The sequence below is a fragment of the Streptomyces yatensis genome, assembly GCF_018069625.1.
GTDB lineage: Bacteria > Actinomycetota > Actinomycetes > Streptomycetales > Streptomycetaceae > Streptomyces > Streptomyces yatensis.
The window spans coordinates 9,722,236-9,745,498 of record NZ_CP072941.1; the positions used below are offsets into that span (position 1 = coordinate 9,722,236).

Below are 23,263 nucleotides of genomic sequence, written 5' to 3' on the forward strand. Positions count from 1 at the left end.
CGTCCTTCCTCACCGGTCGTCGTGGTCGCTGCCGCCGGAAGCGGCGTCTTCGAGTTCGCGCAGGATGTGCTCCTCGACCAGGTCGGCGAGGGCGGAGACGGTGCGCGCGGTCAGAATGTCCCGCGGGGTCAGATCGACGGCGAACGCCTCCTTGGCCCGGGAGGCGATCAGCAGGCTGCGGACCGAGTCTCCGCCCAGGGCGAAGAACTCGTCCTCCGTGCCGACCGGCGCCACCCCCAGCACCGCCGACCAGATCTCCGCGATGACCTCCTCGGTGGGGGTGCGCGGGGCGATATGGCCGGCCGGTGCGGCGGCGGTGGTGACGGGGCCGGGCGCGGGCAGCGCCGCGCGGTCGGTCTTGCCGTTCTCGGTCAGCGGCAGCCGGTCCAGCACGGCGAACGCCGAGGGGACCATCGGGCCGGGAAGCGTGCGGCCCAGCTGGGTGCGCAGCTCGGTGTCGGCCGGGGCGGCGGCCCCGGGCGCGAGGACCAGATGGGCCACCAGCCGGCGCACACCGGGTTCGTCCTCCCGCACCGTCACCACGGCCTCCGCCACCGCGGGGTGGCCGCACAGGGCGGTCTCCACCTCACCGGCCTCGATGCGATGGCCGTGCAGCTTGAGCTGGTGGTCGACGCGCCCCAGATGGTGGAGGCGGCCCTGGGCGTCGTAGCGGGCGAGGTCGCCGGTGCGGTACATCCGGGAGCCGGGCGGCCCGAAGGGGTCGGCGAGGAAGCGGGCGGCGGTCAGCCCGGCGCGGCCCAGATAGCCCCGGGCGAGCGAGGGACCGCTGACCCACAGCTCGCCGGGCACACCCACCGGCACCGGGCGCAGCCGCGCGTCGAGCAGCCGGACCCGGGTGTTGGGGAGGGGCCGCCCGATCGGCGGCGGGGCGCCGTTGGCGTCGAGCGGCTCGGACCAGGTGGCCACCACGGTGGTCTCGGTCGGCCCGTACGCGTTGATCATGCGGTGGAACGGCGCCCACCGGGCGGCCAGTTCCGCCCCGCAGGCGTCGCCTCCCACGATCAGTGTCCGCAGGTCGGGCAGCTCCCGCTCGGTGCCGGTGGGCAGTGTCGCGAGCGCGGCGGGCGGGATGAGGGTGTGCGTGATCCGCTGCCGCCGCAGGATCTCCGCGAGGTGGCCGCCCAGCAGCGGGCCGGGCTCGGGCACCACCAGGGCGGCCCCGGACGGCAGTGCCATGCACAGCTCCAGCACGGAGGCGTCGAAGCCGGGCGAGGAGAACTGCAGCACGCGGTCGCCCGGCCGCACCTGGAAGTGCTCGGCCTCGGCGGTGGCGAACCCGGCGATCCCGCGGTGGGTGACGACCACTCCCTTGGGGGTTCCGGTGGACCCGGAGGTGTAGATCACATAGGCGGGGTCGTCCGGGTGGACGGGGCCGAGGCGGTCCTGATCCGTGGGGCGGTGCGCCGGGCCGTCCGGGGTCCGGAGCTCGGCGGCCCGCTCGATCACGAGATGCGGGGCGGAGTCCTTGAGCATCAACTCGACGCGCTCGGCCGGGTAGTCGGGATCGATGGGCAGATAGGCGCCCCCGGCCTTGGCCACCGCGAGCCGGGCGACGACGGACTCCACCGACCGGGGCAGCACCAGCGCGACGATCCGCCCGGGGCCCACGCCCTGCCCGATGAGGTGGTGGGCGAGGCGGTTGGCCCGGTCGTCCAGCTCCGCGTAGGTCAGCCGCAGGCGCAGGGAGTCCACCGCCACCGCGTCCGGGTCGCGGTCCGCCGCCGCCTCGAACAGCTCGGCCCATGTCGCCTCGGGCACCTGCCGGGCGGTGTCGTTCCAGTCCACCAGCAGCCGGTGGCGCTCGGCGGCCGGGAGGACGTCGATGTGGTCCAGCGGCAGCTCGTCGGGGGCCGCGGCCAGCGCGCCGAGGAGATGGGTGAGCCGGTCCGCCAGTGCCTCGGCGGTGGCCTCCTCGAACAGCCGCGGATCGTAGCCGAGTTCCACCGACAGTTCGGATCCGGGCGAGACCACCACGGTCAGCGCGTAGTTGGTGGACTCCAGGGCGTTCAGATCGCGCACCCGCAGCCCGTGCTCGGCCGCGGCGGCGCTGTTGATGGGGTAGTTCTCGAACACCACCAGGCTCTCGAAGAGGTCCACCCCGGCCGGGAGTTCGCTCCAGCCCCGCAGCTCGGACAGCGGCACATGGCCGAAGCCGCGCGCGTCCGCCTGCTCGGCCTGGAGCTCCCGCAGCCAGGCGGCGGTCCCGGCGGCGCCCGCCACCGCGCACCGCACCGGGAGGGTGTTGATGAAGATGCCGGTGATGTCGTCCGCGCCGGGCAGCTCCGCCGGCCGCCCGGAGACCGTCGTCCCGAAGCAGACGTCCGATTCGCCGCTCAAGCGGGATACGAGCAACGCCCAAGCGCCCTGCACGATCGTATTCATGGTGAGCCGGTGGCGCCGGGCGAAGTCCTGCAGGGCGGCGGTGTTCTGCTCACCGAGTCGCTGCGACAGCCAATGCGAGGACCGGGTCGCGATCTCCGGCGTCGGCCTGCGGTCATAGGGGAGGGGAGTGGGAGCGGTGAATCCCTCCAGGGCCTGCCGCCAGTGCGCCTGCGCGCGCGTGTGGTCCTGACGGCCGAGCCAGGCGACATAGTCCGCGAACGGCCTGCGGGCCTGCAGTCTCGGCTGCTCACCGGCGGCCAGGGCGGCATGGGCGGCGAAGACATCGCCGAGCACCTGGAAGACGCTCCAGCCGTCCAGCAGCACATGGTGGAAGGTCCACAGCACCCGCACCTCACCGGGCGAGAGCCGGGCCAGGGTCACGCGGAGCAGCGGGGCCGCGGCGAGGTCGATGCCGCGGGCGCGGTCCTGCTCCAGCAGCCGCTCCAGCGCGGCCGTGCGCTCGGCATCCGTGAGGCCGGTCCAGTCCAGCTCCTCGACCGGTACGACCGCGGTGCGGCGCACGACCATCAGCGGCTCGGCCACATCGTGCACCACCACCTCGCCGCGCAGCACCGGGGTGCGGTCCACGACATGCTGCCAGGCGGCCGCCAGCACCCCGGAGTCGGCGACCCCGTCCAGGACGAACGTCGCCTGCTCCACATAGAGCCCTTGGTCCCGCTGGGCCAGTGCGTGGAAGAGCAGCCCGGACTGGGTCGGGGTCAGCGGATGGATATCGGCCACGTCCCGGCCGTCGCCCGCCAGCCGGTCGACGGTCGCCTGGTCCAGCGCGGCCAGCGGGAAGTCCGAGGGCGTCCGCCCGCCCGCGTCGGGGCGGGTGCACAGCCGCACGATGGCCCGCAGCTCCTCCACCATCTCCTCGGCGAGCCGGCGCACCGTGGCGCGCCGGTGCAGCGACCGGGAGTAGGACCAGCTGAGCTCGAGCCGGCGGTCCGCCACCCGGCCGATCACATCGAGGAGATGCGGCCGGTCCGCCTCGGGGCTCATATCGCCCTCCAGCCCGCCGGTCAGGGCGTGCAGCAGACCATCCGCCGCGGGCGGCTCCCAGTCCTGCTGCCCGAGGTAGTTGAAGCTGATCTTCGGGGCGGCGGGGAGGCCGGCGGCGGCCGCGCCGGGCAGATGGCGCAGCGCGCCATAGCCCAGGCCGTTTCCGGGGATCGCGCGCAGCCCCTCCTTGACGGCCTTCAGCGTCCGCTCCAGCCCCCAGTCGGCGGGCGTCTCCAGCGCGACGGGGTACATGCTGGTGAACCAGCCGACCGTACGGGACAGATCGACGCCTTCGAAGATCTCCTCGCGGCCGTGCCCCTCCAGGGCCACCGCCACCCGGTCCCGGCCGGTCCAGCGGGCCAGCACCCGGCCCAGGGCGCAGAGCAGGACGTCATTGACCCGGGTCCGGTACGCGCCCGGCACCTCCTGCAGCAGCAGACGGGTCTCCTCGGCGCCGAGCCGGACGGTCACCTCCTCCTCAAAGGCGGCGGTGTTGGGGCCCTCGCCGTCCGTGGGCAGGTCGGTGCAGCCGCGGGCGGCCGCCCAGTGGCCGCGCTCGGCGTCGAAGCCCCCGGCGGCCGTGTGCTCGCTCAGGCGCCGTGCCCAGGTGCGGAACGATGTGGTCTTGGCACCCGGCTCCACCGTCCGGCCCGCGGCGATCTGCCGGTAGGAGGTGTCCAGGTCCTCCAGCACGATGCGCCAGGAGACGGCGTCGACCACCAGATGGTGGGCCGTCAGCAGCAGTACGGGCCGCTCCCCCTCGCCCCGGGTGAACAGCGCCGCGTGCAGCAGCGGCCCCCGGGCCAGGTCGAACCCGGCCCGTATCCGCGCCGCCGTCTCCCGCATCACCGCCTCCCGCCGCCGGGGCGCCACGGAGGACAGGTCGTGGAGGTCCAGCACCGGCTGGTCCTTTGGCGGGGCGTTGTACTGGCGTACGGCGCCGTCCTCGGTCCGCTCGAAGCGCAGCCGCAGGGCGTCATGGTGGGTCACCACCGTGGACAGGGCGGCCCGCAGCGCGTTCTCGTCCACCGGTGCGGTCAGCTCGGCCGTGATCGACTGGGTGAAGTGCCCTGCCGTGCCGGGCAGTTGCTCGAAGAGCCAGTGCTGGATCGGGGTCAGCGGCACCTCCCCGACGACCGGGTCCTGTTCGTGGGCGGGCGCCGCGGCCGGGGCCTCCCGCGCGGCCGTGGCCAGCTCCGCCACCGTCTGGTGGACGAAGAGATGGCGCGGGGTCAGCTCGATTCCGGCCCGCCGGGCGGCGGAGACGATCTGGATGCTGAGGATGGAATCGCCGCCGAGGGCGAAGTAGTTGTCCTCCACGCCGATCCGCTCCACCCCGAGGACCTCCGCCCAGATGGCGGCGAGGGCCTTCTCGGTCTCCGTGCGCGGCTCGACGTGGCCGGTGGCGCGGGCCGCCCAGACGGGCGCGGGCAGCGCACGCCGGTCCAGCTTGCCGCTGGACCCCAGCGGCAGCCGGTCCAGGACGACCAGGGCCGAGGGGACCATATGGTCCGGCAGGCTCGTGGTGAGGAAGGCGCGGATCGCGGCGGTGTCCACCGGCGGGGCGCCGGGGACCTGGACCACATAGCCGGCCAGACGCTTGTGACCGCCGGTGTCGACGACGGTCGCGGCCGCCTCGGCGATATCGGGGTGGCGGGCCAGCGCGGCCTCGACCTCGCCCAGTTCGATCCGGAAGCCGCGCACCTTGACCTGGTCGTCCGTTCTGCCGAGGTACTCCAGCTGCCCCCGCTCGTCCCAGCGGACCAGGTCGCCGGTGCGGTACATCCGGCCGCCCGCGGGGCCGAACGGATCGGCCGTGAACCGCTGCGCGGTCAGCCCCGGCCGGCCGAAGTACCCCCGGGCCAGGCCCGGCCCCGCCAGATACAGCTCGCCCGGCACACCGACCGGCACCGGCCGCAGCCGCGCGTCCAGCGCATAGGCCCGGGTGGCGGCGACCGGGGCGCCGATGGGCGGGGTGCGGTCGGGATCGGCGGGGTCGCAGGTCCAGGCGGTGGCGTAGACGGTCGCCTCGGTGGGTCCGTAGATGTTCGCCACCCGGCAGCCGGGGATGGCCGCGCGGACCTCCTGGACGGTGCGGGCGGCGAGCCCCTCGCCCGCCAGCACCACCGTGCCGGCCGTCACCGAGACCGACCCCTTGCCGAGCACCTGCCCGAGCGCCGAGGGCACGGCGCTGATCAGGCTCGCCGTCCAGGGTTCCGTCCCCTCGGTCAGGGTGAGCAGATCGCGCACGATCTCGACGGCGCCGCCGGTCAGCAGCGGGCAGATGATCTCGAAGACCGACACATCGAAGTTGAGGGAGGTCGAGGCCACCACATGGGAGAGCCCCTGGGCGCCGAACTCCTCCCGCGCCCATGCGGCCAGCGCCGCCACGCTCGCATGGGTGACCACCACGCCCTTGGGCGTACCGGTCGACCCCGAGGTGTGGATGGCGTACGCCGGATGGCCGGGATCCAGCGGGCAGCGCCGCTCGGCGTCGTCGATGTCGTGGGCCGGCAGCTGGGCCAGCCGCCGGCCGCACTCCGCGTCGGTCAGCAGGATCCGGGCGCTCGCCCCGGCGGGGATGCGGTCCGCCACGTCCCCGGTGGTCACCACCGTGTCCGGGGCGATGTCGCCGAGCATGAAGGCGATCCGCTCCGCCGGATACGCCGGGTCGACCGGCAGATAGGCGGCCCCGCTCTTGAGCACCGCCAGCACGGCCACCACCAGCTCCGGGGTGCGCGGCAGCGCGAGGGCCACGAACCGTTCCGGCCCGGCGCCCGAGGCGATCAGCAGCCGGGCGAGCCGGTTGGCGCGCTCGTTCAGCTCCCGGTAGGTCAGCCGTCCGCCGTCGCCCAGCACCGCCACCGCGTCCGGGGTACGGGCCGCCTGTGCCTCGAAGAGCGCGGGCAGCACCGTGTGCGGCGCGGCGGCGACGGTGCCGCTGAAGCGGTCGAGGATCCCGCGGGTCTCGCCCTCACCGATCAGCGGCAGGTCGTCCAGCCGGCGCTCCGGATCGGCCGCCATCTCCTCCAGCAGTGTGCGCAGACACGCGCCCAGCCGCTCGATCGTCGGGGCGTCGAAGGCCGCGGGGTCGTAGTCGAGTGAGATCGACAGCCGCTCCTCGGGTGCCACCACGACACTGAGCGCGAAGTTGGTGGGCTCCACGTCCCGCTCCTGCCGGATGCCCAGGCCGTGAGCCGTGATGGCCTCGCTGTCGAACGGGTAGTTCTCGAAGACCACGATGGAGTCGAAGAGGCTCATCCCGCCGGGCACCTCGCTCCAGCTCCCCAGCTGGGCCAGGGACACGGACTCGAAGAGCCGGGCCTCCGACTGCGCCGACTGCAGCTCCCGCAGCCAGTCCAGCAGCCTGCTGCGCCCCGCCACCCGGACCCGGGTGGGGATGGTGTTGATGAACACCCCGACCATGGACTCGACCCCCGGCAGCGCGGCCGGCCGCCCCGAGACGGTGGTGCCGAAGCACAGGTCCTCGGATCCGCTGTACCGGGACAGCAGCAGCGCCCACGCGCCCTGCACCACCGTGTTCATGGTCAGCCCGCCCCGCTGCGCCGTCGTACGGAGCAGGGCGGACTCCTCGGCGCCGAGGGCGACCCGGTGCGAGCCCGACGAGGCGGTGCGGTGCGCCTCCGACGCGGGCCGGTCACGGGGCAGTTCGGTGGGCGAGGCGAACCCCGCCAGCGCCGAACGCCAGTACCGCTCGGCCTCCGCCGTGTCCTGCTCGCCGAGCCAGCCCAGGTACTCGCGGAACGGCCGGCGGGCGGGGACCACGGGCGCCCGGCCCGACGTGAGCGCCGCGTACCGCTCGCAGACCTCGTCGAAGACCTGTGCCGCGCTCCAGCCGTCGAGCAGCACATGGTGGAAGGTCCACACGATCCGGACCTCGTCGGCGGACAGCCGGATCAGCGCCAGCCGCATCAGCGGCGCCGTGGCCAGGTCGATCCCCTCGGCCCGGTCCTCGGCGAGCATGCGGAGCAGCTCGGCCTCGCGCCACTCCTCGGGCCGCTGCGTCCAGTCGTGGTGGACGATCCGGAGCCTCGCCCCGCGCGTCACGACCTGCAGCGGCTCCGCGGTTTCCGCCCACACCAGATGGGTGCGCAGGATCGGATTGGCGTCCACCGTGTGCCGCCAGGCGGTGGCCAGCGCCTGCGGATCGCGCGCCCCGGTCAGCGTCAGCTGGACCTGGTTGAGATAGGTGTCCGACGCCGGATCCATCAGCCCGTGGAACAGCATCCCGGCCTGCGTCGGGGTCAGCGGATAGATGTCCTCGACCGCCCGGCCGTCGGCGGCGATCCGGTCCACCGCGGCCTGGTCCAGCCGGGCCAGCGGGAAGTCGGACGGGGTCCGGCCGCCCGCCGCGGGGTCGGCGCAGTGGCCGATGATCTCCTCCAGCGCGCGCAGCATCCCCCGCGCCAGCCCGGCCACCGTCTCCTCGGTGTGCGTCCCGGAGCCGTAGTACCAGGTGATCTCCAGGCACCGGTGCTCCACCCGGCCCACGACGTCCAGCAGATGGGCCCGGACGGTGTCGGGCGCGGCGTCCCCGCCCAGACCGTCCCGTACGGTGCGGACGAGACCGGAGTCCTCGGTGTCCTCGGCCGTGGCCGACCAGTCGAACTGGCCGAGGTAGTTGAAGCTGATGCCGGGCTCCGCCGCGCTCCGCAGCCCCGAGGCGGGGTCGAGACGGCGCAGCGCGCCGTAGCCGATGCCGTGCGAGGGAACGGCCCGCAGCTGTTCCTTGACGGACTTGAGCGTCTCGCCCCAGCCGCCCTCGGCGAGGTCCAGGGCGACCGGGTACAGGCTGGTGAACCAGCCGACGGTGCGGGACAGGTCCACCCCGTCCAGCAGATGCTCCTCCCGGCCGTGGCCCTCCAGGTCCACGGCGATCCGGCGCCGTCCGGTCCAGTCGCCGAGCACCCGGCCCAGCGCCGTGAGCAGCACATCGTCCACGCGGGTGCGGTAGACCTCGGGGACCTGCCGCAGCAGCGCGTCGGTGCGCTCCCGGTCCAGCCGGACGGTGACCTGGGCCATGGACGCCACCGTGTTGTCGCCCTCGCCGTCCACGGGCAGCCCGGCGGCGCACTCCGCGGACACCGCCCGCCAGTGGGGGAGTTCGGCGTCGAATCCGCCGGTGGCGGTGTGCTCGGTCAGCTTGTGGGACCAGTCCCGTACGGAGGTGGTGCGCGGGCCGAGGTCGGCCCGCCCGCCCGTGAGGAGTTGCTGGTACGCGGTGTTCAGGTCCTCCAGCAGCACTCGCCAGGAGACACCGTCGACCACGAGGTGGTGGGCGGTCAGGAAGAGCGTCGGCCGCTGCCCGTCTCCGTGGTGGAAGAGCCGCGCGGCCAGCAGCGGACCCCGGGCCAGGTCGAATCCGGCCTGGGCCTCCGCCATCGCCGCGTCCTCGGCGGCCCGCCGCTCCGGTGTGCCGAGCCCCGACAGGTCGTCCTCCCGCAGGAGCGCCGTGCCCGTCGGCTCCGGCGGCGGGCAGTACTGCCGGTGGCTTCCGTCGGCCCGGGTCTCGAACCGCGTCCGCAGCGCGTCATGGTGGACCAGCAGCGCGTCGAGCGCCGCGCGCAGCGCGCGGAGGTCCGGATCCCGCTGGAGTTCGACGACCACGGACTGGTTGAAGTGGCCGGGCCGGGCGGTCCGCATACCGAAGAACCAGTGCTGGATCGGGGTGAGCGGCACCTCACCGGTCACCGGCCCGGTGTCGGCGGCGGGCGCCGCCGTCGGGGTGGTGACGGCCGCGAGCGAGGCGACGGTGGGGTGCCGGAACAGCTCGCGGGGGGTGAGGGCCAGCCCCGCCTGCCGGGCGCGGGAGGCCACCTGGATGCTGAGGATCGAATCCCCGCCCAAATGGAAGAAGTTGTCCTCGGCGCCGATCCGCTCCCGGCCCAGCAGGGTGCCCCAGATCTCGGCGAGGGTCCGCTCGGTGTCGGTACGGGGCGCCACGTATCCCGCCGTCCCGGCCGCGTCCGGGTCGGGCGCGGGCAGCCCGCGGCGGTCCACCTTGCCGTTGCGGGTCAGCGGCAGCGCGTCGAGGGAGACGAAGGCCGAGGGCACCATGTAGTCGGGCAGCAGGGCGCCCAGGAAGGCGCGCAGCTCCCCGGCGCCGGGCATCTCGGCCCCGTGGACCGGCACCGCATAGCCGGTCAGCAGCGTGCGGTCGCCCACGCGGGCGAGCGCGACGACCGCCTGCGCCACGGCCTCGTGGCGGGCCAGCGCGGCCTCGATCTCGCCGGGCTCGATGCGGAAGCCCCGGACCTTCAGCTGGTCGTCGGCGCGGCCCTGGAAGCGCAGTTCACCGTCGTCGGTCCAGGCCACGATGTCCCCGGTGCGGTACATCCGGGAGCCGGGCGGCCCGAACGGATCGGCCACATACCGCTCGGCGGTGGCGCCGGGACGGCCGTGGTAGCCGCGGGCCACCCCCGCGCCCGCGATGTACAACTCCCCGGGAATGCCCGGGGGTTGCGGCTGGAGGGCGCCATCGAGGACGTACGTCCGGGTGTTGTCCAGCGGCCGTCCGATGGGCAGCGAGCGCGGCAGTTCCTCCCCGGCGCCGAAGGAGCGCCGGGTGGCGAAGGTCGTGGTCTCGGTGGGTCCGTAGCCGTCCACCACCGTCAGCTCCGGGCAGGCCGCGAGCACCCGGCGCACCGCCCCGGGGGGCACCGCCTCACCGCCGGTCCACACCTCCCGGGCGCCGCGCAGCGCCTCCGGCGCCTCCTGCGCGATCAGCCGGAACAGCCCGGCGGTCAGCCACAGACAGCTCACCCCGTGTTCCGCGATCGCCCGGCGCACGGTGTCCGCGTCCACGTCCCCGGCGGGCGCCAGCACGGCCCGGCCGCCGCGCAGCAGCGGCACCCACAGCTCGTACGTCGAGGCGTCGAACGCCTGGGGCGAGTGCACCAGCACCCGGTCGTGGTCCGCGAAGGCGCGGTCCGCCACGAGGGCGGTCACATCGCGGTGGCGCACCGCGACCCCCTTGGGCCGCCCGGTGGAGCCCGAAGTGAACATCAGATACAGGGCGTTGTCGGGGGAGAGTGCCACGCTCGGCGGCTCGGACGGGCCCTCGCCGGCGCTGCCGCCGGACTCCACCACCAGGGTCCGCCCGGCGCCGGAGACGTCCGCCGCCGTGCGCTCCCAGGCGCGGTCGGTCAGCAGCAGCTCGGCCCCCGCCTCCGCCAGCACGCTCCGCAGCCGGTCCTCGGGGGCGCGGGTGTCCAGCGGTACGTACACCCCGCCCGCCTTGACGACCGCCAGCAGCGCCACCACCAGCTCCACCGACCGGTCCATCAGAACGGCCACCGGACGCTCCGGCCCGACGCCGTGGCCGATGAGCCGGTGGGCCAGCCGGTTGGCGCGGGCGTCCAGCTCCCGGTAGCTCACCGGGCCCGCCGCGCCGTCCAGGGCCGTCGCGTCCGGCGCGCTCCGCACCCGGTCGGCGAACATCTTGGCCACCGTGGACTCGGGCAGCGGGACCGCCGTGTCGTTCCACTCCCTGAGCACCTGGTGGCGCCGCACGGAGGTGAGCATCGGAAGGCGCGCGGGCGCCCGGTCCGGGCCGTCGGCCATGGCCGTCAGCAGCACCGTCAGGTACTCCGCCGCCCGCCGGGCGGTGGCCGCATCGAACAGCGCCGGGTCGTAGCCGAGCCGCAGCGCCAGCTCGGCGCCGGGATAGACCACCAGGGACAGCGGGTAGTTGGTGGTCTCCACGCCCTCCAGCTCGCGCAGGGCGAGGCCGTGGGCGGCGGCGAGGTCGTCGCCGAGCGGATAGTTCTCGAAGACCACGATGGAGTCGAAGAGGTTCACCCGCTCGGGCAGACCGGTCCAGGACCGCAGCCGGGTGAGCGGTACGAAGTCGAACCGCCGGTCCTCGGTCTGCCCGGCCTGCACCTCGCCCAGCCAGGACAGCAGGGTGGAGCCGGCCGGCACCGTGAGGCGGGTCGGCACGGTGGTGATGAACAGCCCGTTCATCGTCTCCACGCCCGGCAGCTCCGGCGGCCGTCCGGACACCGTGGTGCCGAAGACGACGTCCTCGCGGCCGGACTGCCGGGCCAGCAGCAGCGCCCAGGCGCCCTGCACCACCGTGTTCAGGGTGAGCCCCTCGCCCCGGGCCAGCTCCTGAAGGCGACTGGTGGCGGCGGCGGGCAGGGTGAGCCGGATGTCCTCGGTGGACTCGGCGTGATGGGTCTCGGTGGGCTCCCGGTCATACGGCAGCGGGGTGGCCTCCGTGAGGTCGCCGAGCCGGGCCCGCCAGTGCTCCTCGGCCAGCGCCCCGTCGCGCTCCCGCAGCCACGCCACATAGTCGCCGAACGGGCGGCGGCCGGGCAGACCGGTGGCCAGGGCCGCGCCGGACGCCCCGTCACGTGCCCGCGCATGGCAGTGGAAGACATCGGAGAGCACCTGGAAGAGGCTCCAGCCGTCCAGGATCAGATGGTGGAACGTCCACACCACCTGGACCTCGGTGGCCGACAGCCGGGCCAGCGCCAGCCGCGTCAGCGGAGCGGCGGCCAGGTCGAGACCGCGCTCCCGGTCCTCGGCGAGGAACCTCCGCAGCTCCTCCCGGCGCTCGTCCGGCCCGGACAGATGACGCCAGTCGAGCAGGGTGACCGGGATCCGCACCCCGCGCTCCACCACCTGGACCGGCTCCGGCACCCCCTCCCACACCACACGGGCGCGCAACACCTGCGTACGGTCGGCGACCTGCTGCCAGGCCGCGGCCAGCGCCGCCGGATCGGGCACCCCGTCGAGGACGAAGCTGAGCTGCTGGAAGTAGGCGCGCCGGTCGTCCTGGGCCAGGCTGTGGAACAGCATGCCCGCCTGGGTGGGGGTGAGCGGGTAGATGTCCTCCACCGTGCCGCCGTTCCCCGCCAGCCGGTCCACGGCGGCCTGGTCGAGCGCGGCGAGCGGGAAGTCGGACGGGGTGCGGCCGCCCGCTCCTGGCGCGCTGCCGTGCCGGGCGATCTCGCACAGCGCCTCGCGGAACTCCCCGGCGAGCCGGGCGACCGTCTCCTCCCGGTGCAGATTCCCGGAGTAGAACCAGGTGAACTCCAGGTCGTTCCCCTCGACCCGGCCCACCACCTCCAGCGGATGCGGGCGCGGCGAGGCCGGGTCGGCGTCCAGGGCCAGCTCCCGGTGGAGGCCGCGGAACAGGCCGTCGCCACCGCCCGGCGCCTCGAACCGGCCGAGGTAGTTGAAGCTGATCCCGGCCGTGGGGCCGTCGGGAAGGCCCTCGCCGTCGAGCAGATGGCGCCGCACGCCGTAGCCCAGACCACGCCGTGGCACGGCCCGCATCTGCTCCTTGACCGACTTGAGGACCGTGCCCCAGCCGCCGTCCGGGAGGTCGAGCGCCACCGGGAAGCGGGTGGTGAACCAGCCGACCGTACGGGACAGATCCAGGTCCGCGAAGAGCTCCTCGCGGCCGTGGCCCTCCACGTCCACCGGCACCCGGGGGCGCCCGGTCCAGCGGTGCAGCACCCGGGCCAGCGCGCTCAGCAGCACATCGTTGACCTGCGTGCGGTAGACCTCGGGCAGCGTCTGGAGCAGCGCGGCGGTCTCCTCCGGGCCGAGCCGGAAGGTGACCGACCGGGCCGAGGCATAGGTGTTCGGCCCGTCCAGGTCCATCGGCAGCGAGGGGTCGCAGACCCCGGCCAGGCCGGTCCAGTACGCCTCCTCGTCGGCGAATCCGCCCTCGGACGCATGGGCGGTGAGCCGCAGCGCCCAGCGGCGCAGCGGGGAGGACTTCGCGGGAAGTCCGGCCCCCTCGTCGTGGGCGGCCCGCCGGTAGGCGCTGTCGAGGTCCTCCAGGAGGACGCGCCAGGACACCCCGTCCACGACCGCGTGGTGGACGGTGAGATGGAGGACCGGGCGCGGCCCGGCGTCCCGGTCGAGCACCGCGCGCAGCAGCGGCTCCCCGGCCAGGTCGAAGCGGCCCAGATGCGCGCCGCCGGTGGCCGTCAGCGGTACGCGGACCGCCGCCGCGTCCTCGATCCGCTGGTGCCAGCCGTCGTCCCGGCGGTGGAAGCGGGAGCGCAGGGCGTCATGGTGTGCCACCAGCGCGTCCAGGGCGTGCCGCAGCGCGTCCTCGTCCACGTCCTCGGGCAGCACCAGGGAGATGGTCTGGTTGAAGTGGCCGGCCCGCTCGGGGTCGGTGGTGAACAGCCAGTGCTGAATGGGGGTCAGCGGCAGCTCCCCGGTGGCCGTTACGTCCCCGTCGGAGCCGGGCGGCCCGGCCGGGGCGGTGGTGGTGTCCAGATGCAGGGCCAGCGCGGCGACCGTCTGGTGGCGGTAGACATCGCGCGAGGTGACGGCGAGCCCGGCCTGCCGCGCCTGGGAGACCAGCTGGATGCTGAGGATCGAATCGCCGCCGAGGGAGAAGAAGTTGTCCTCCACCCCCACGCGCTCCACCCGCAGCACCCGGGCCCAGACCGCCGCCAGGGTCCGCTCGGTGGCGGTGCGGGGCGCCACATAGCCCGGTGCCGCGGCCTCGGCCCAGTCCGGTTCGGGGAGCCGGGCGCGGTCCAGCTTGCCGTTGGGGTTCAGGGGCATCCGCTCCAGGACGACGACCGAGGCGGGCACCATGTAGTCGGGCAGCGAACGCCGCAGGAACCGCCGCAGCCCCGCCGAGTCGGGTGCGGCGGCCGCGGCGGCCACCACATAGGCGATCAGCCGCGTATGACCGTCCGCCTCCTTTGCGACGGCGGCGGCCCCGGCGATGTCGGGGTGGCGCAGCAGCGCCGTCTCCACCTCGCCCAGTTCGATCCGGAAGCCGCGGATCTTCACCTGGTCATCGGCCCGGCCCATGTACTCCAGCCGGCCCTCGCCGTTCCAGCGGACCAGGTCACCGGTGCGGTACATCCGGCTGCCGGGCGGCCCCAGGGGGTCCGCGAGAAAGCGGTGGGCGGTCAGCCCGGGCCGCCTCAGATAGCCCCGGGCCAGGCCCTGCCCGCCCAGATACAGCTCACCGGTCACCCCGGGCGGCACCAGCCGGAGCGTCGGGTCCAGGACATAGGCGCGGGTGCCCGCGACCGGGCGGCCGATCGGCGGGGCCTGCGACGGCGCCCGGCCGTCGCAGAACCAGGCGGTGGCGTACACCGTGGCCTCGGTCGGCCCGTACAGATTGGCGATCCGGCAGGACGGCATGGCCTCCCGGATGTCCCGTACGGTCTGGGCGGGCAGCGCCTCGCCCGCCAGTACGACGGTCCGGGCCCGGACCGCCGGCGGATCCTCGCCCAGCAGCCGGGAGAACACCGAGGGCACCCCGCTGAGCAGCCCCCGCGCACGTGGCCGCCCGCCCGGATCGGTGAGCGCGAGCAGATCCCGCACCACCTCGACGCTGCCGCCGGCCAGCAGCGGGCAGAGGATCTCGAAGACCGACACATCGAAGTTGAGCGAGGTCGAGGCGACCACATCGGTCAGCCGCTCGCGGCCCAGCTCCGCCTCGGCCCAGGCCGCGAGCCCCGCCACGCCGCTGTGGGTGGCCACCACGCCCTTGGGCCGGCCGGTGGATCCGGAGGTGTAGATGACATACGCGGGATGGGCCGGGTCCAGCGGACGGATCCGCTCCCGGTCGGTGATGTCGCCGTCGGCGAGCCCGTCCCACTCGGCGCGGACCGCCGGGTCGTCCAGCACCAGCGGTGCGGCGTCCGCGGGCAGACAGCCGGCCGTCCCGGTGGTGGTGAGGATGGTCGAGGGCGCGGCGTCCGCCAGCATGAACGCGATGCGCTCGGCCGGATAGCCGGGGTCCACCGGCAGATAGCCGGCGCCCGCCTTGAGCACCGCCAGCAGGACGACGACGAGCTCGGCCGAGCGCGGCAGGGCGAGGGCCACCAGCCGCTCGGGACCGGCGCCCCGGGCGATGAGCAGCCGCGCCAGCCGGTTGGCGCGCCGGTTCACCTCGTCGTAGGAGAGGCTGGTGTCCCGGCAGGTCACGGCGGTGGCGGCCGGTCGCCGCGCCACCTGGGCGGCGAAGAGCTCGGGCAGGGTGGCCTCGATGGCGGTCTGCTCCGGCCCGTTCCAGGCGTCGAGCATCGCATGCCACTCGGCGTCGGCGAGCATCCGCAGCTCGACCAGGGTGGCGCCCGGATCGGCCACCATGGCGGTCAGCAGCCGGTGCAGATGCCCGGCCATCCGCTCGATGGTGGCGGTGTCGAACAGATCGGAGTTGAACTCGACGGTCAGCCCCAGCGAACCGTCGTCGCGGGGCAGGAACTCCAGCACCAGATCGAACCGCGCCGCCGGGCGCGGCAGGGAGTGCTCGCTGATCCGCAGACCCCCCGCCTCCTGGGCGGGCACCATGGCGCTCTGCTGCACCACCAGCGCCTGCACCAGCGGATTGCGGCTGGGGTCGCGGCGCGGGGCCAGCTCCTCCACGACCCGCTCGAACGGCAGCCGGTCATGGCCGAAGGCGTCCAGCACCGTCTCGCGCATCGCGTCCAGGAACCGCTCGACCGTGCTGTCCCCGTCGACATCGGCGCGCAGCACCAGGGTGTTGACGAAGAATCCGGCGACCGACTCCAGCTCCTCGCGGTGGCGTCCGGCGGTGACGGTGCCGAAGGCGATGTCCCGCTGGCCCGAGTAGCGGGAGAACAGCACCGCCACGGCGGACGCGAGCAGGGTGAAGAGCGTGGTGTCCCGCTCCCTGCCGAGCCGGGACAGCCCCGCCACCAGCTCGGCGGGCAGCTCACGGCGGTGCACCTCGCCCGCCGTGGTGCGCACCGGTGGGCGCGGGCGGTCGGTGGGCAGCTCCAGCGTCTGCATCCCGGCCAGCCGGGCCCGCCAGTACTCCAGATCGGCGTCCTCCCGGGCGGAGGCGGGGCGGCCGCGCTCCCAGAGCGCGAAGTCCGGGTACTGCAGGGCGGGTTCGGGGAGTTCGGCGGCGGTTCCGGAGACCTCGGCGGCGTAGAGCGCGGCCAGTTCGCGCACCAGCACCCCGACCGACCAGCCGTCGGTGACGATGTGATGCTGCGCCAGCAGCAGGATGTGCTCCTCGTCGGCGAGCCGGATCAGCAGCGCCCTGGTCAGCGGCCCCTGCCGCAGGTCGTAGGGGCGGTTCAGCTCGCCGGTCAGGGTGCGCTCCAGCGCCTCGGCCCGCTCCCGTGCCGGCTGCCCGCCGAGGTCGACCCGGTCCAGCGGAACGGTTCCGTGCGCGGCCACCTGCTGCACCCCGTGCCCGTCCACGGTGGCGAAGGTGGTGCGCAGGGAGTCATGGCGGCCGGCGAGCCGGTCCAGCGCCCGGCGCAGCGCGGCCACCTCCAGCGGGCCGTCGAGCCGCAGCCCGGCACCGGTGTTGTACTCGGTGCCGCCGGAGGTCAGATCGTCCAGGAACCACAGCCGGCGCTGGGCGGAGGACAGCGGCAGCGGACGGTCGCGCGGCGCGTGCGGGATCGGCTCCTCGGGCGCGCCGGGCCCGTCGGCGGTCCCGGCGGGCAGCCGGCCGGCCAGCCGTGCCACCGTCCTGGCGTCGAGCAGGTCGCGCAGCGACAGCTCCACGCCCAGTTCGGCCCGGACGCGGGTCAGCAGCCGCACCCCGAGGATGGAGTCACCGCCCAGGCCCAGGAAGTCGTCCTCCACGCCCACCGTGTCCACCGGCAGCACCTCGGACCAGATGCGGGCCAGGGCCTCCTCGGCGGGGGTGCGCGGGGCGACCTGGCGGGAGTGGCCGTCCGGCGCGGAGCGCGGGGCGGGCAGCGCCTGCCGGTCGATCTTGCGATGCGGGGTGAGGGGAAACGCGTCCAGCACCACATAGGCGGACGGCACCATATGCGCCGGCAGCACCCTGGCCGCCGCGGCGCGCACCTCCGCGGCCTTCGGCGGGGTCCCGCCGCCTGGCGGCACCAGATAGGCGACGAGCCGCTTCTGGCCGGGCTCGTCCTCCCGTACGGTGACCACGGCCGTGCCCACCCGGGGGTGGCGGGCCAACGCGGCCTCCACCTCGCCCAGTTCGATGCGGAAGCCGCGTATCTTGACCTGGTGGTCGGCCCGGCCGAGGAATTCCAGTTCACCGTCGGCGTTCCAGCGGACCAGGTCGCCGGTGCGGTACATCCGGGAGCCGGGCGGTCCGAAGGGGCAGGCGGTGAAGCGCTCGGCGGTCAGCCCCGGCCGGTCGAGATAGCCGCGGGCCAGGCCCGCGCCGCTGACGCAGAGCTCTCCCGTGACGCCGACCGGCACCTGCCGCGCCGCCTCGTCCAGCACGAACACCCGGGTGTTGGGCAGCGGACGGCCGATCGGCGGGGCGCCGGAGCCCGCCGCCAGGGCGTCCGTCCAGGTGGCCACGACCGTGGCCTCCGTCGGGCCATAGGAGTTGACCATCCGCCGCCCGGGCGCCCACACGTCCACCAGATCGGCGGGGCAGGCCTCCGCGCCCACGATCAGGGTGCGGAAGTCGGGCAGCCCGTCGTGGAGTTCCTCCGGGGGCACGGTGGCGAGCGCCGCCGGGGGGATCAGGGCGTGGGTCACCCGCTTCTCCCGCAGCACCGCGGCCAGCTCGGCGCCCAGCAGGGGCCCCTGCGGGGGCACCACCAGCGCCGCCCCGGCGAGCAGGGAGGAGCACAGCTCCAGCACGGAGGCGTCGAAGCTCGGCGAGGAGAACTGCAGCACCCGGTCGCCCGGCCGGACCCGGTAGTGGGCCGTCGTCGCGGCCGAGAAGTTCCCCAGACCGGCGTGCGGCACCAGCACGCCCTTGGGCACACCGGTGGAGCCGGAGGTGTAGATGACATACGCGGGATGCTCGGGGAGCAGCGGGCCGAGCAGGTCCGCCCGGCCGGGCGCGTGATCGGGGCCCGGCCCGGCCGCCAACTCCCGGATCCGCGCCGGGTCGTCGAGCACGGCCACCGGCCGGGCGTCGGCCAGCATCATGGCCCGGCGCTCCTCGGGATGCGCCGGATCGATCGGGAGGTACGCGCCGCCGGCCTTCGCCACCGCCAGCTCGGCCACCACCAGTTCGGCCGAGCGGGGCAGGACCAGGGCCACCACCCGCTCCGGTCCCACACCCCGCCCGATGAGGTGGTGGGCCAGCCGGTTCGCCCAGCTCTCGACCTCGCCGAAGGACCACTCGCGGTCGTCCGCCACCAGGGCCGGCGCCTCGGGGGTGCGCCTGGCCCAGACGGCGAAGAGCTCGCCGAGCGGCGCACGGGAGACGGCACGGTCCGTGGCGTTCCACGCCGCCGGAGGCAGGTCCGGGACATCCTGGGGTGCGGACACCGATGAGGTCGCGTAGTGGTCCGTCATGGCGGGGTGTGGCCCTTCAGAGCGGTTGAACGGGCGGATGGGTGTCGGTTCGGGCCATGGCGGCGCCGAGCCGTGGCGCCCGCACCTGGCCGGGGGAGATGTGGGGAGACGGCCGTGCGGGTGGGCGGTGGGCCTCAGACCAGGGCGCTCTTACGGGCCATCCGGCCCGAGAGCTGGATCCGGTCGACGGCGCCGGTCCGCGGATCGCGGACGAAGCGCCCGCCGGGGATCCGGCGTCCGGAGGAGGGGTCCACCAGATCGCAGGTGAGGTCCTCATGGCAGACCAGCGGCGCGGGGAGGTCGCCGTCCACGGACAGGGCGAGGCCACCGCAGTCGCCGATGGTCACCTGGTACTCGATGTCGCCGTTGAGATAGATCCCGGTGCACTGCGAGGTCACGGCCATGGGGGTGGCCGGATGGCGCGGGGTGGGGCTGGCGGGCACCCGGACGCCGGTGACCTCGCCGAGGACATCGGTCAGCTCGTTCCACAGCTCGGTGCCGCCGCCCGCGTTGGCGGTGAAGCCGATCACCACGCCCGTGGCGGGATCGGCCCGCAGCGAGCAGGAGGTGCCCTGGGCGTTGCCGTCGTGCCCGAACCACAGCGTCTCGCCGTGCCGGAAGAGCGCCCATCCCAGGCCCCAGCCGTCGGCCAGCACACCGGGGTCGGCACCGGGCACGGGGCGGCGCATCTCCTCCGCGAGCTCACGGGGCGGCAACCCCGGCGGGCCGTCACCGAGATGGGCCCGGCCCAGCGCCACCAGATCCAGGGCACTGGCCCGCAGCGCACCGGCCGCGGCCTCGGCGGGGGCGAGGTTCTGCCGCACCGGTCTCGTCCTGCCCGTGGCCGTGTTGGCCGAGTGGCCGCGCGCGGTCGGCCGGTGCGGGGTGGCGGCGGTGCCGATGAAGGACGGCACGGTGCCCAGCGGATCGAGCAGCACCGACCGCATGGCCTCCTGCCAGCTCATCCCGGTGACCGTCTCGATCAGCCGGCCCGCCGCGACATAGCCCGCGTTGGAATAAGAGAAGTCCGTGCCCGGGGGCATCACCAGGCTGCGGTCGGTGCAGTGGTCCAGCAGATAGCGTGCCGCGGTCACCGAAGCCACCTGGTCCGAGTCGGGCCCGGACGGCAGCCCCGCGGTGTGGCTGAGCACCTGGCGCACCGTGCACGGCGGACCGGCCCGCCGCAGCTCCGGCACATGCTCGCCGAGCGGATCGTCCAGCTCCACATCGCCGTCCGCCACCAGGAGCGCCACCACGGTCGCGGTGTACGCCTTGGTGACGGAGCCGATGGGCACGGCCGCCTCGGCGGTGAACGGCTCGCCGGTCCCCGCGTCCAGGACGCCGGTCTCCACGGCGAGCGTCATCCCGCCCGTGTGGACGGCGAGTTGGGCGCCGGGCACCTGATGGGCGCGGGCCAGGGCGGTCAGGCGGTCCTCGAGGACGCGGCGTATCTTCGACCGCTCGACGGACGGTGCCGGGGTCGGACGTAACACGGTGCACTCCTTGCCGGGGGACGGAACGGGATGGGCGACAGGGGCCGGGTCATGGCAGCCGGCTGGTGGCCGTGACGTCCCGGGGCACGATCGTGAAGCCCTGCCAGTGGGTGGGCATCGGGTCCTGGTCCTCGTCCCTGGGCACATGGTGGAAGTCGACGCTGACCCAGGCGACCGGGTCGGTGAGCTTCTCGCCGCCGGTGTACTTGTCGACCGAGGTGGCGCAGTCCGGGGCGGTGTTGCCGTAGGCCAGCCGCTCGCACTCCCGGTACTGCGTGAAGTACATGTCGTGGTGGGTGAATTCCTCGGTCTCGTGCGGACCCCGGTACTGATCGCTGTGGTGGTTGTCGATCTCCCAGGACTTGGCGTGGCCGTCGGAGTTCTCGGCCCTCGGGTTCACCACCCGCCAGAATCGGGTGGGCGCGAGGTCCGCCGCGGTCTCACGGGAGAGCACGGTGCGCTTGGTGGTGCGCTCGGCCGTACCGCTGCCCAGGTAGTCGTACTGCTCCACGGTGTTCGCCGACTGTCCGTCGACGTCGAAGTCCAGCCGCCAGAAGATGTTGTGCGAGTGGTTCTCGCTGAACCGGGTGGAGCCCACCCCGGTCGGCCAGCCGCTGCTCGCGTCGGAGAACTGGAACGGCGAGAGGCTTCCGGTGGCGCCCGAGCGGGGCGTGATGGCACCGTCGTCCGAGAAGCGCCATTCGGTGATGTAGTCGTACCAGCCGATCTCGGAGACCGAGAACACGACCAGGTCGGTGCCGTGCAGCACGCCCTTCTCCACCGCGCTCTTGTAGGCGAACGGCCGGGGCTGCTCCTCGGCGCACAGCACGGGGGTGTCCCGGAAGTCGTGCAGCCGCCCGTCGGGGCAGTCCTTGGCGCTGAGCGGGGTGAGTGTGCCCTGCTCCAGATCGCCGAAGCCGATCGCGGAGACGTCGTAGAAGCGCGGCTGACCGCTGTCGTAGGGCACATGCACCTCGGCGAGCGAGGCGCTCTTGAGCACTCGGGTGGGGGTGCCGCGGTTCGGGGTGTAGATCACATCGCTGAGCACCGCACCGGTGTTGCGGTCGATGTCCCAGCACATCTGCCACCGGGCACCGTTCTTCAGGGTGGTGTCGATACGATCCGCGGCGGGGCAGGACGGGGCCGCCGAGGCCCTCGCGGGTGCGGCGGACGCCGGGCCCGGCACCCACAGGGCCAGCAATCCCACCACGGCGGCCAGCACACGGGCACGCCGAAACAGACTGGACACGGAAAAGGCTCCCCTCACAGGCCGATGACGGCGGCGCGCCTGGCCGACAGATCGATGACGATCCGGCTGGTGTCGATCCACTTGCCACCCGGAAGGCGCACGAAGAGCTGCACACACCGGTGCTCACCGCACCGGGACACCTTCCGCGCGCCGTCCACCCCCTTGGCGCGGGAGCCGAGGAACGACATGCTCTGGAGGCGCAGTTGGGAGGGCGAGGTCAGCCGCTTCCCGGTCTGCGAGGTGTAGGACTCGCGCATACCCGGGCCGAGCCGGCGGTCGGCCAGGACGACCTTCACCGCCTCACGGGCCTCGGCCAGGGTGGGAGGCGGCTGGACGCCGTGCTGACGTGCGGTGTCGAGGACCTTCTCGGTGCGCAGATCGACCAGCCGGGTGATGAGGGTGTCCGAGGCGTAGTCGTAGAGCTGGACCTCGGCCCGGCTGTCCGCGGCGGAGGAGGCCGACTTGGCCCGGGGCGGACGGCGGGTGTCCAGCGGCTCGGCGCCGGAACCGCCCGCGGCGTTCCGCTCCCCGCCCGCGGTGTCCTGCTTCGCGTCCTGGCCGCCCCGCGCGGGCGCGGTCCCGGGCCGGGTGGCGGCGCCGACAGCGATGCGGGACGCCTCGCGCGATTCCCCGGGCGTCAGCCGGCCGGAGTGCGCGGCGACGACGGCCGCGGGCTCCGGGGCATCGGACGCGGGGGATCCGGCCGCCTGGAGCGCGGCGATTCCGCCGCCCGCCAGCACCGCCGTCACACCCAGCGCCGCGGACACGCGCCATCGCCGGAGACGGCGCCCCCTCGTATCGTCGCCCCTGTCAGTGGCGTTGTCTCTCATCACCCAGCCGTTTCCGTTGTCGGTCAGGAGAGCCCGGTGGGGCTCGCGGTGACAGCACTCGGCCGGATCCCGGATTGTCGCTGGTGCGTTCCCCGTCCGCACCGACGGGATTCAAGCCGCTGACGACGGCTCGCGCGGACTCCCCCCGGACACTTCGCTGTCCACTGATGGCTCACGCTTTCACCACTCCGGGCGGCGTAACAGTCGCATTTGTCATCAAGCGGCTGTGAGAAACGCATGTCTCGATGGGTGGCCGAACGGCCGCAAAGCGATGACGGGGAAGGCCCGTTGGAAGCCGCTCTGCCATCATGCTCACATGAGCCATTCGATCACCATTCGATGTGACATCTGTGGCGCCACTCATTCCTCCTCCGCGGCCGACAGCATCGGTGCGCTTCGCGAGGCCATCGTCAAAATGAGCTGGTCCAGGGCGCGCTGGGATGACCGGGTGATCGATATGTGCGGTGGGTGCGGCGTTCGGGAAAAGGCGCCGAGCGAGTCCGGACGGCGCTGTGGTTCCTGTGAGGGCGGCGAACTTTTCGATGCCCTTGGACACGACAGAATCGGACATCGTTTGGCCAATGCATTACTCAGAGCAGGTATCGATAATCTCGAACTACTCTCCAGTCTCTCCGCGCGCCAGCTTCGCGATCTGGAAGGCATCGGCGCCGTGAGCGCACACCACGCACTCAATCGTCTGCACGCCGCACCGAGCGAAAGGCCATCGTGAACGAATATTCCACCGGAACATCCGCGCGGCCCACGCTGTACACCGGCCGGCGCCACCGGGTGCTGTGGGTGGTGGCCGTGGTGTTCTCCGCCGGGCTGCTGGCGCCGCTGTTGTTCCTCGGCGCCGCCCGTAAGGGGATCGTGCCGCGCACGGTACCCGCCGGGTACGCGGTGGCCATCTATCCGATCGCGCTCGGCCGCCAGTGGCTGCCCGACCCGGGCGACTGGATCTCATGGACACTGGCGGCCGTGGTTCTCACCGCGGCCGTCCATGCCGCGCTGCTGGACACCGGCCGTACGCCCGGCGGTTGACC

At 73.9% G+C, this 23,263-nt stretch carries 6 protein-coding genes; 2 read left to right on the forward strand and 4 right to left on the reverse strand.

The genetic code is table 11. The features are described from left to right. Positions 1-9: 9 nt before the first annotated feature. The 4 genes from J8403_RS40490 to J8403_RS40505 all read right to left on the reverse strand — a co-directional run bounded on the left by J8403_RS40490 (position 10) and on the right by J8403_RS40505 (position 22,157). Positions 10-18,648, reverse strand: coding sequence for a non-ribosomal peptide synthetase (locus J8403_RS40490; RefSeq protein ID WP_211127531.1), 18,639 nt, complete (start codon positions 18,646-18,648; stop codon positions 10-12). Positions 18,649-18,782: 134 nt separating this feature from the next. After that, positions 18,783-20,141 (reverse strand): serine hydrolase domain-containing protein, encoded by a 1,359-nt coding sequence (locus J8403_RS40495; protein ID WP_211127532.1) that lies wholly within the window; start codon positions 20,139-20,141, stop codon positions 18,783-18,785. Between the two features lie 49 nt (positions 20,142-20,190). Then, positions 20,191-21,390 (reverse strand): copper amine oxidase, encoded by a 1,200-nt coding sequence (locus tag J8403_RS40500; RefSeq protein ID WP_211127533.1) that lies wholly within the window; start codon positions 21,388-21,390, stop codon positions 20,191-20,193. A 14-nt stretch (positions 21,391-21,404) separates the two neighbouring features. Next, positions 21,405-22,157: a hypothetical protein gene (locus J8403_RS40505; RefSeq protein WP_211127534.1), complete on the reverse strand. Its 753-nt coding sequence runs from the start codon at positions 22,155-22,157 to the stop codon at positions 21,405-21,407. A 379-nt stretch (positions 22,158-22,536) separates the two neighbouring features. On the opposite strand from J8403_RS40505, the gene J8403_RS40510 reads away from it, so the two are divergent. Further along, entirely contained in the window at positions 22,537-22,950 is a 414-nt protein-coding gene (locus tag J8403_RS40510) for a helix-hairpin-helix domain-containing protein (RefSeq protein ID WP_211127535.1), read from the forward strand. Beyond that, positions 22,947-23,261, forward strand: coding sequence for a hypothetical protein (locus J8403_RS40515; RefSeq protein ID WP_211127536.1), 315 nt, complete (start codon positions 22,947-22,949; stop codon positions 23,259-23,261). The genes J8403_RS40510 and J8403_RS40515 overlap by 4 nt, the downstream gene beginning before the upstream one ends. Positions 23,262-23,263: the final 2 nt, after the last annotated feature.

Bases quoted from the DNA above. Each gene is read 5' to 3' on its own strand.
- J8403_RS40490 (WP_211127531.1), bottom strand. From the start codon at position 18,648: ATGACGGACCACTACGCGACCTCATCGGTGTCCGCACCCCAGGATGTC.
- J8403_RS40510 (WP_211127535.1), top strand. From the start codon at position 22,537: ATGAGCCATTCGATCACCATTCGATGTGACATCTGTGGCGCCACTCAT.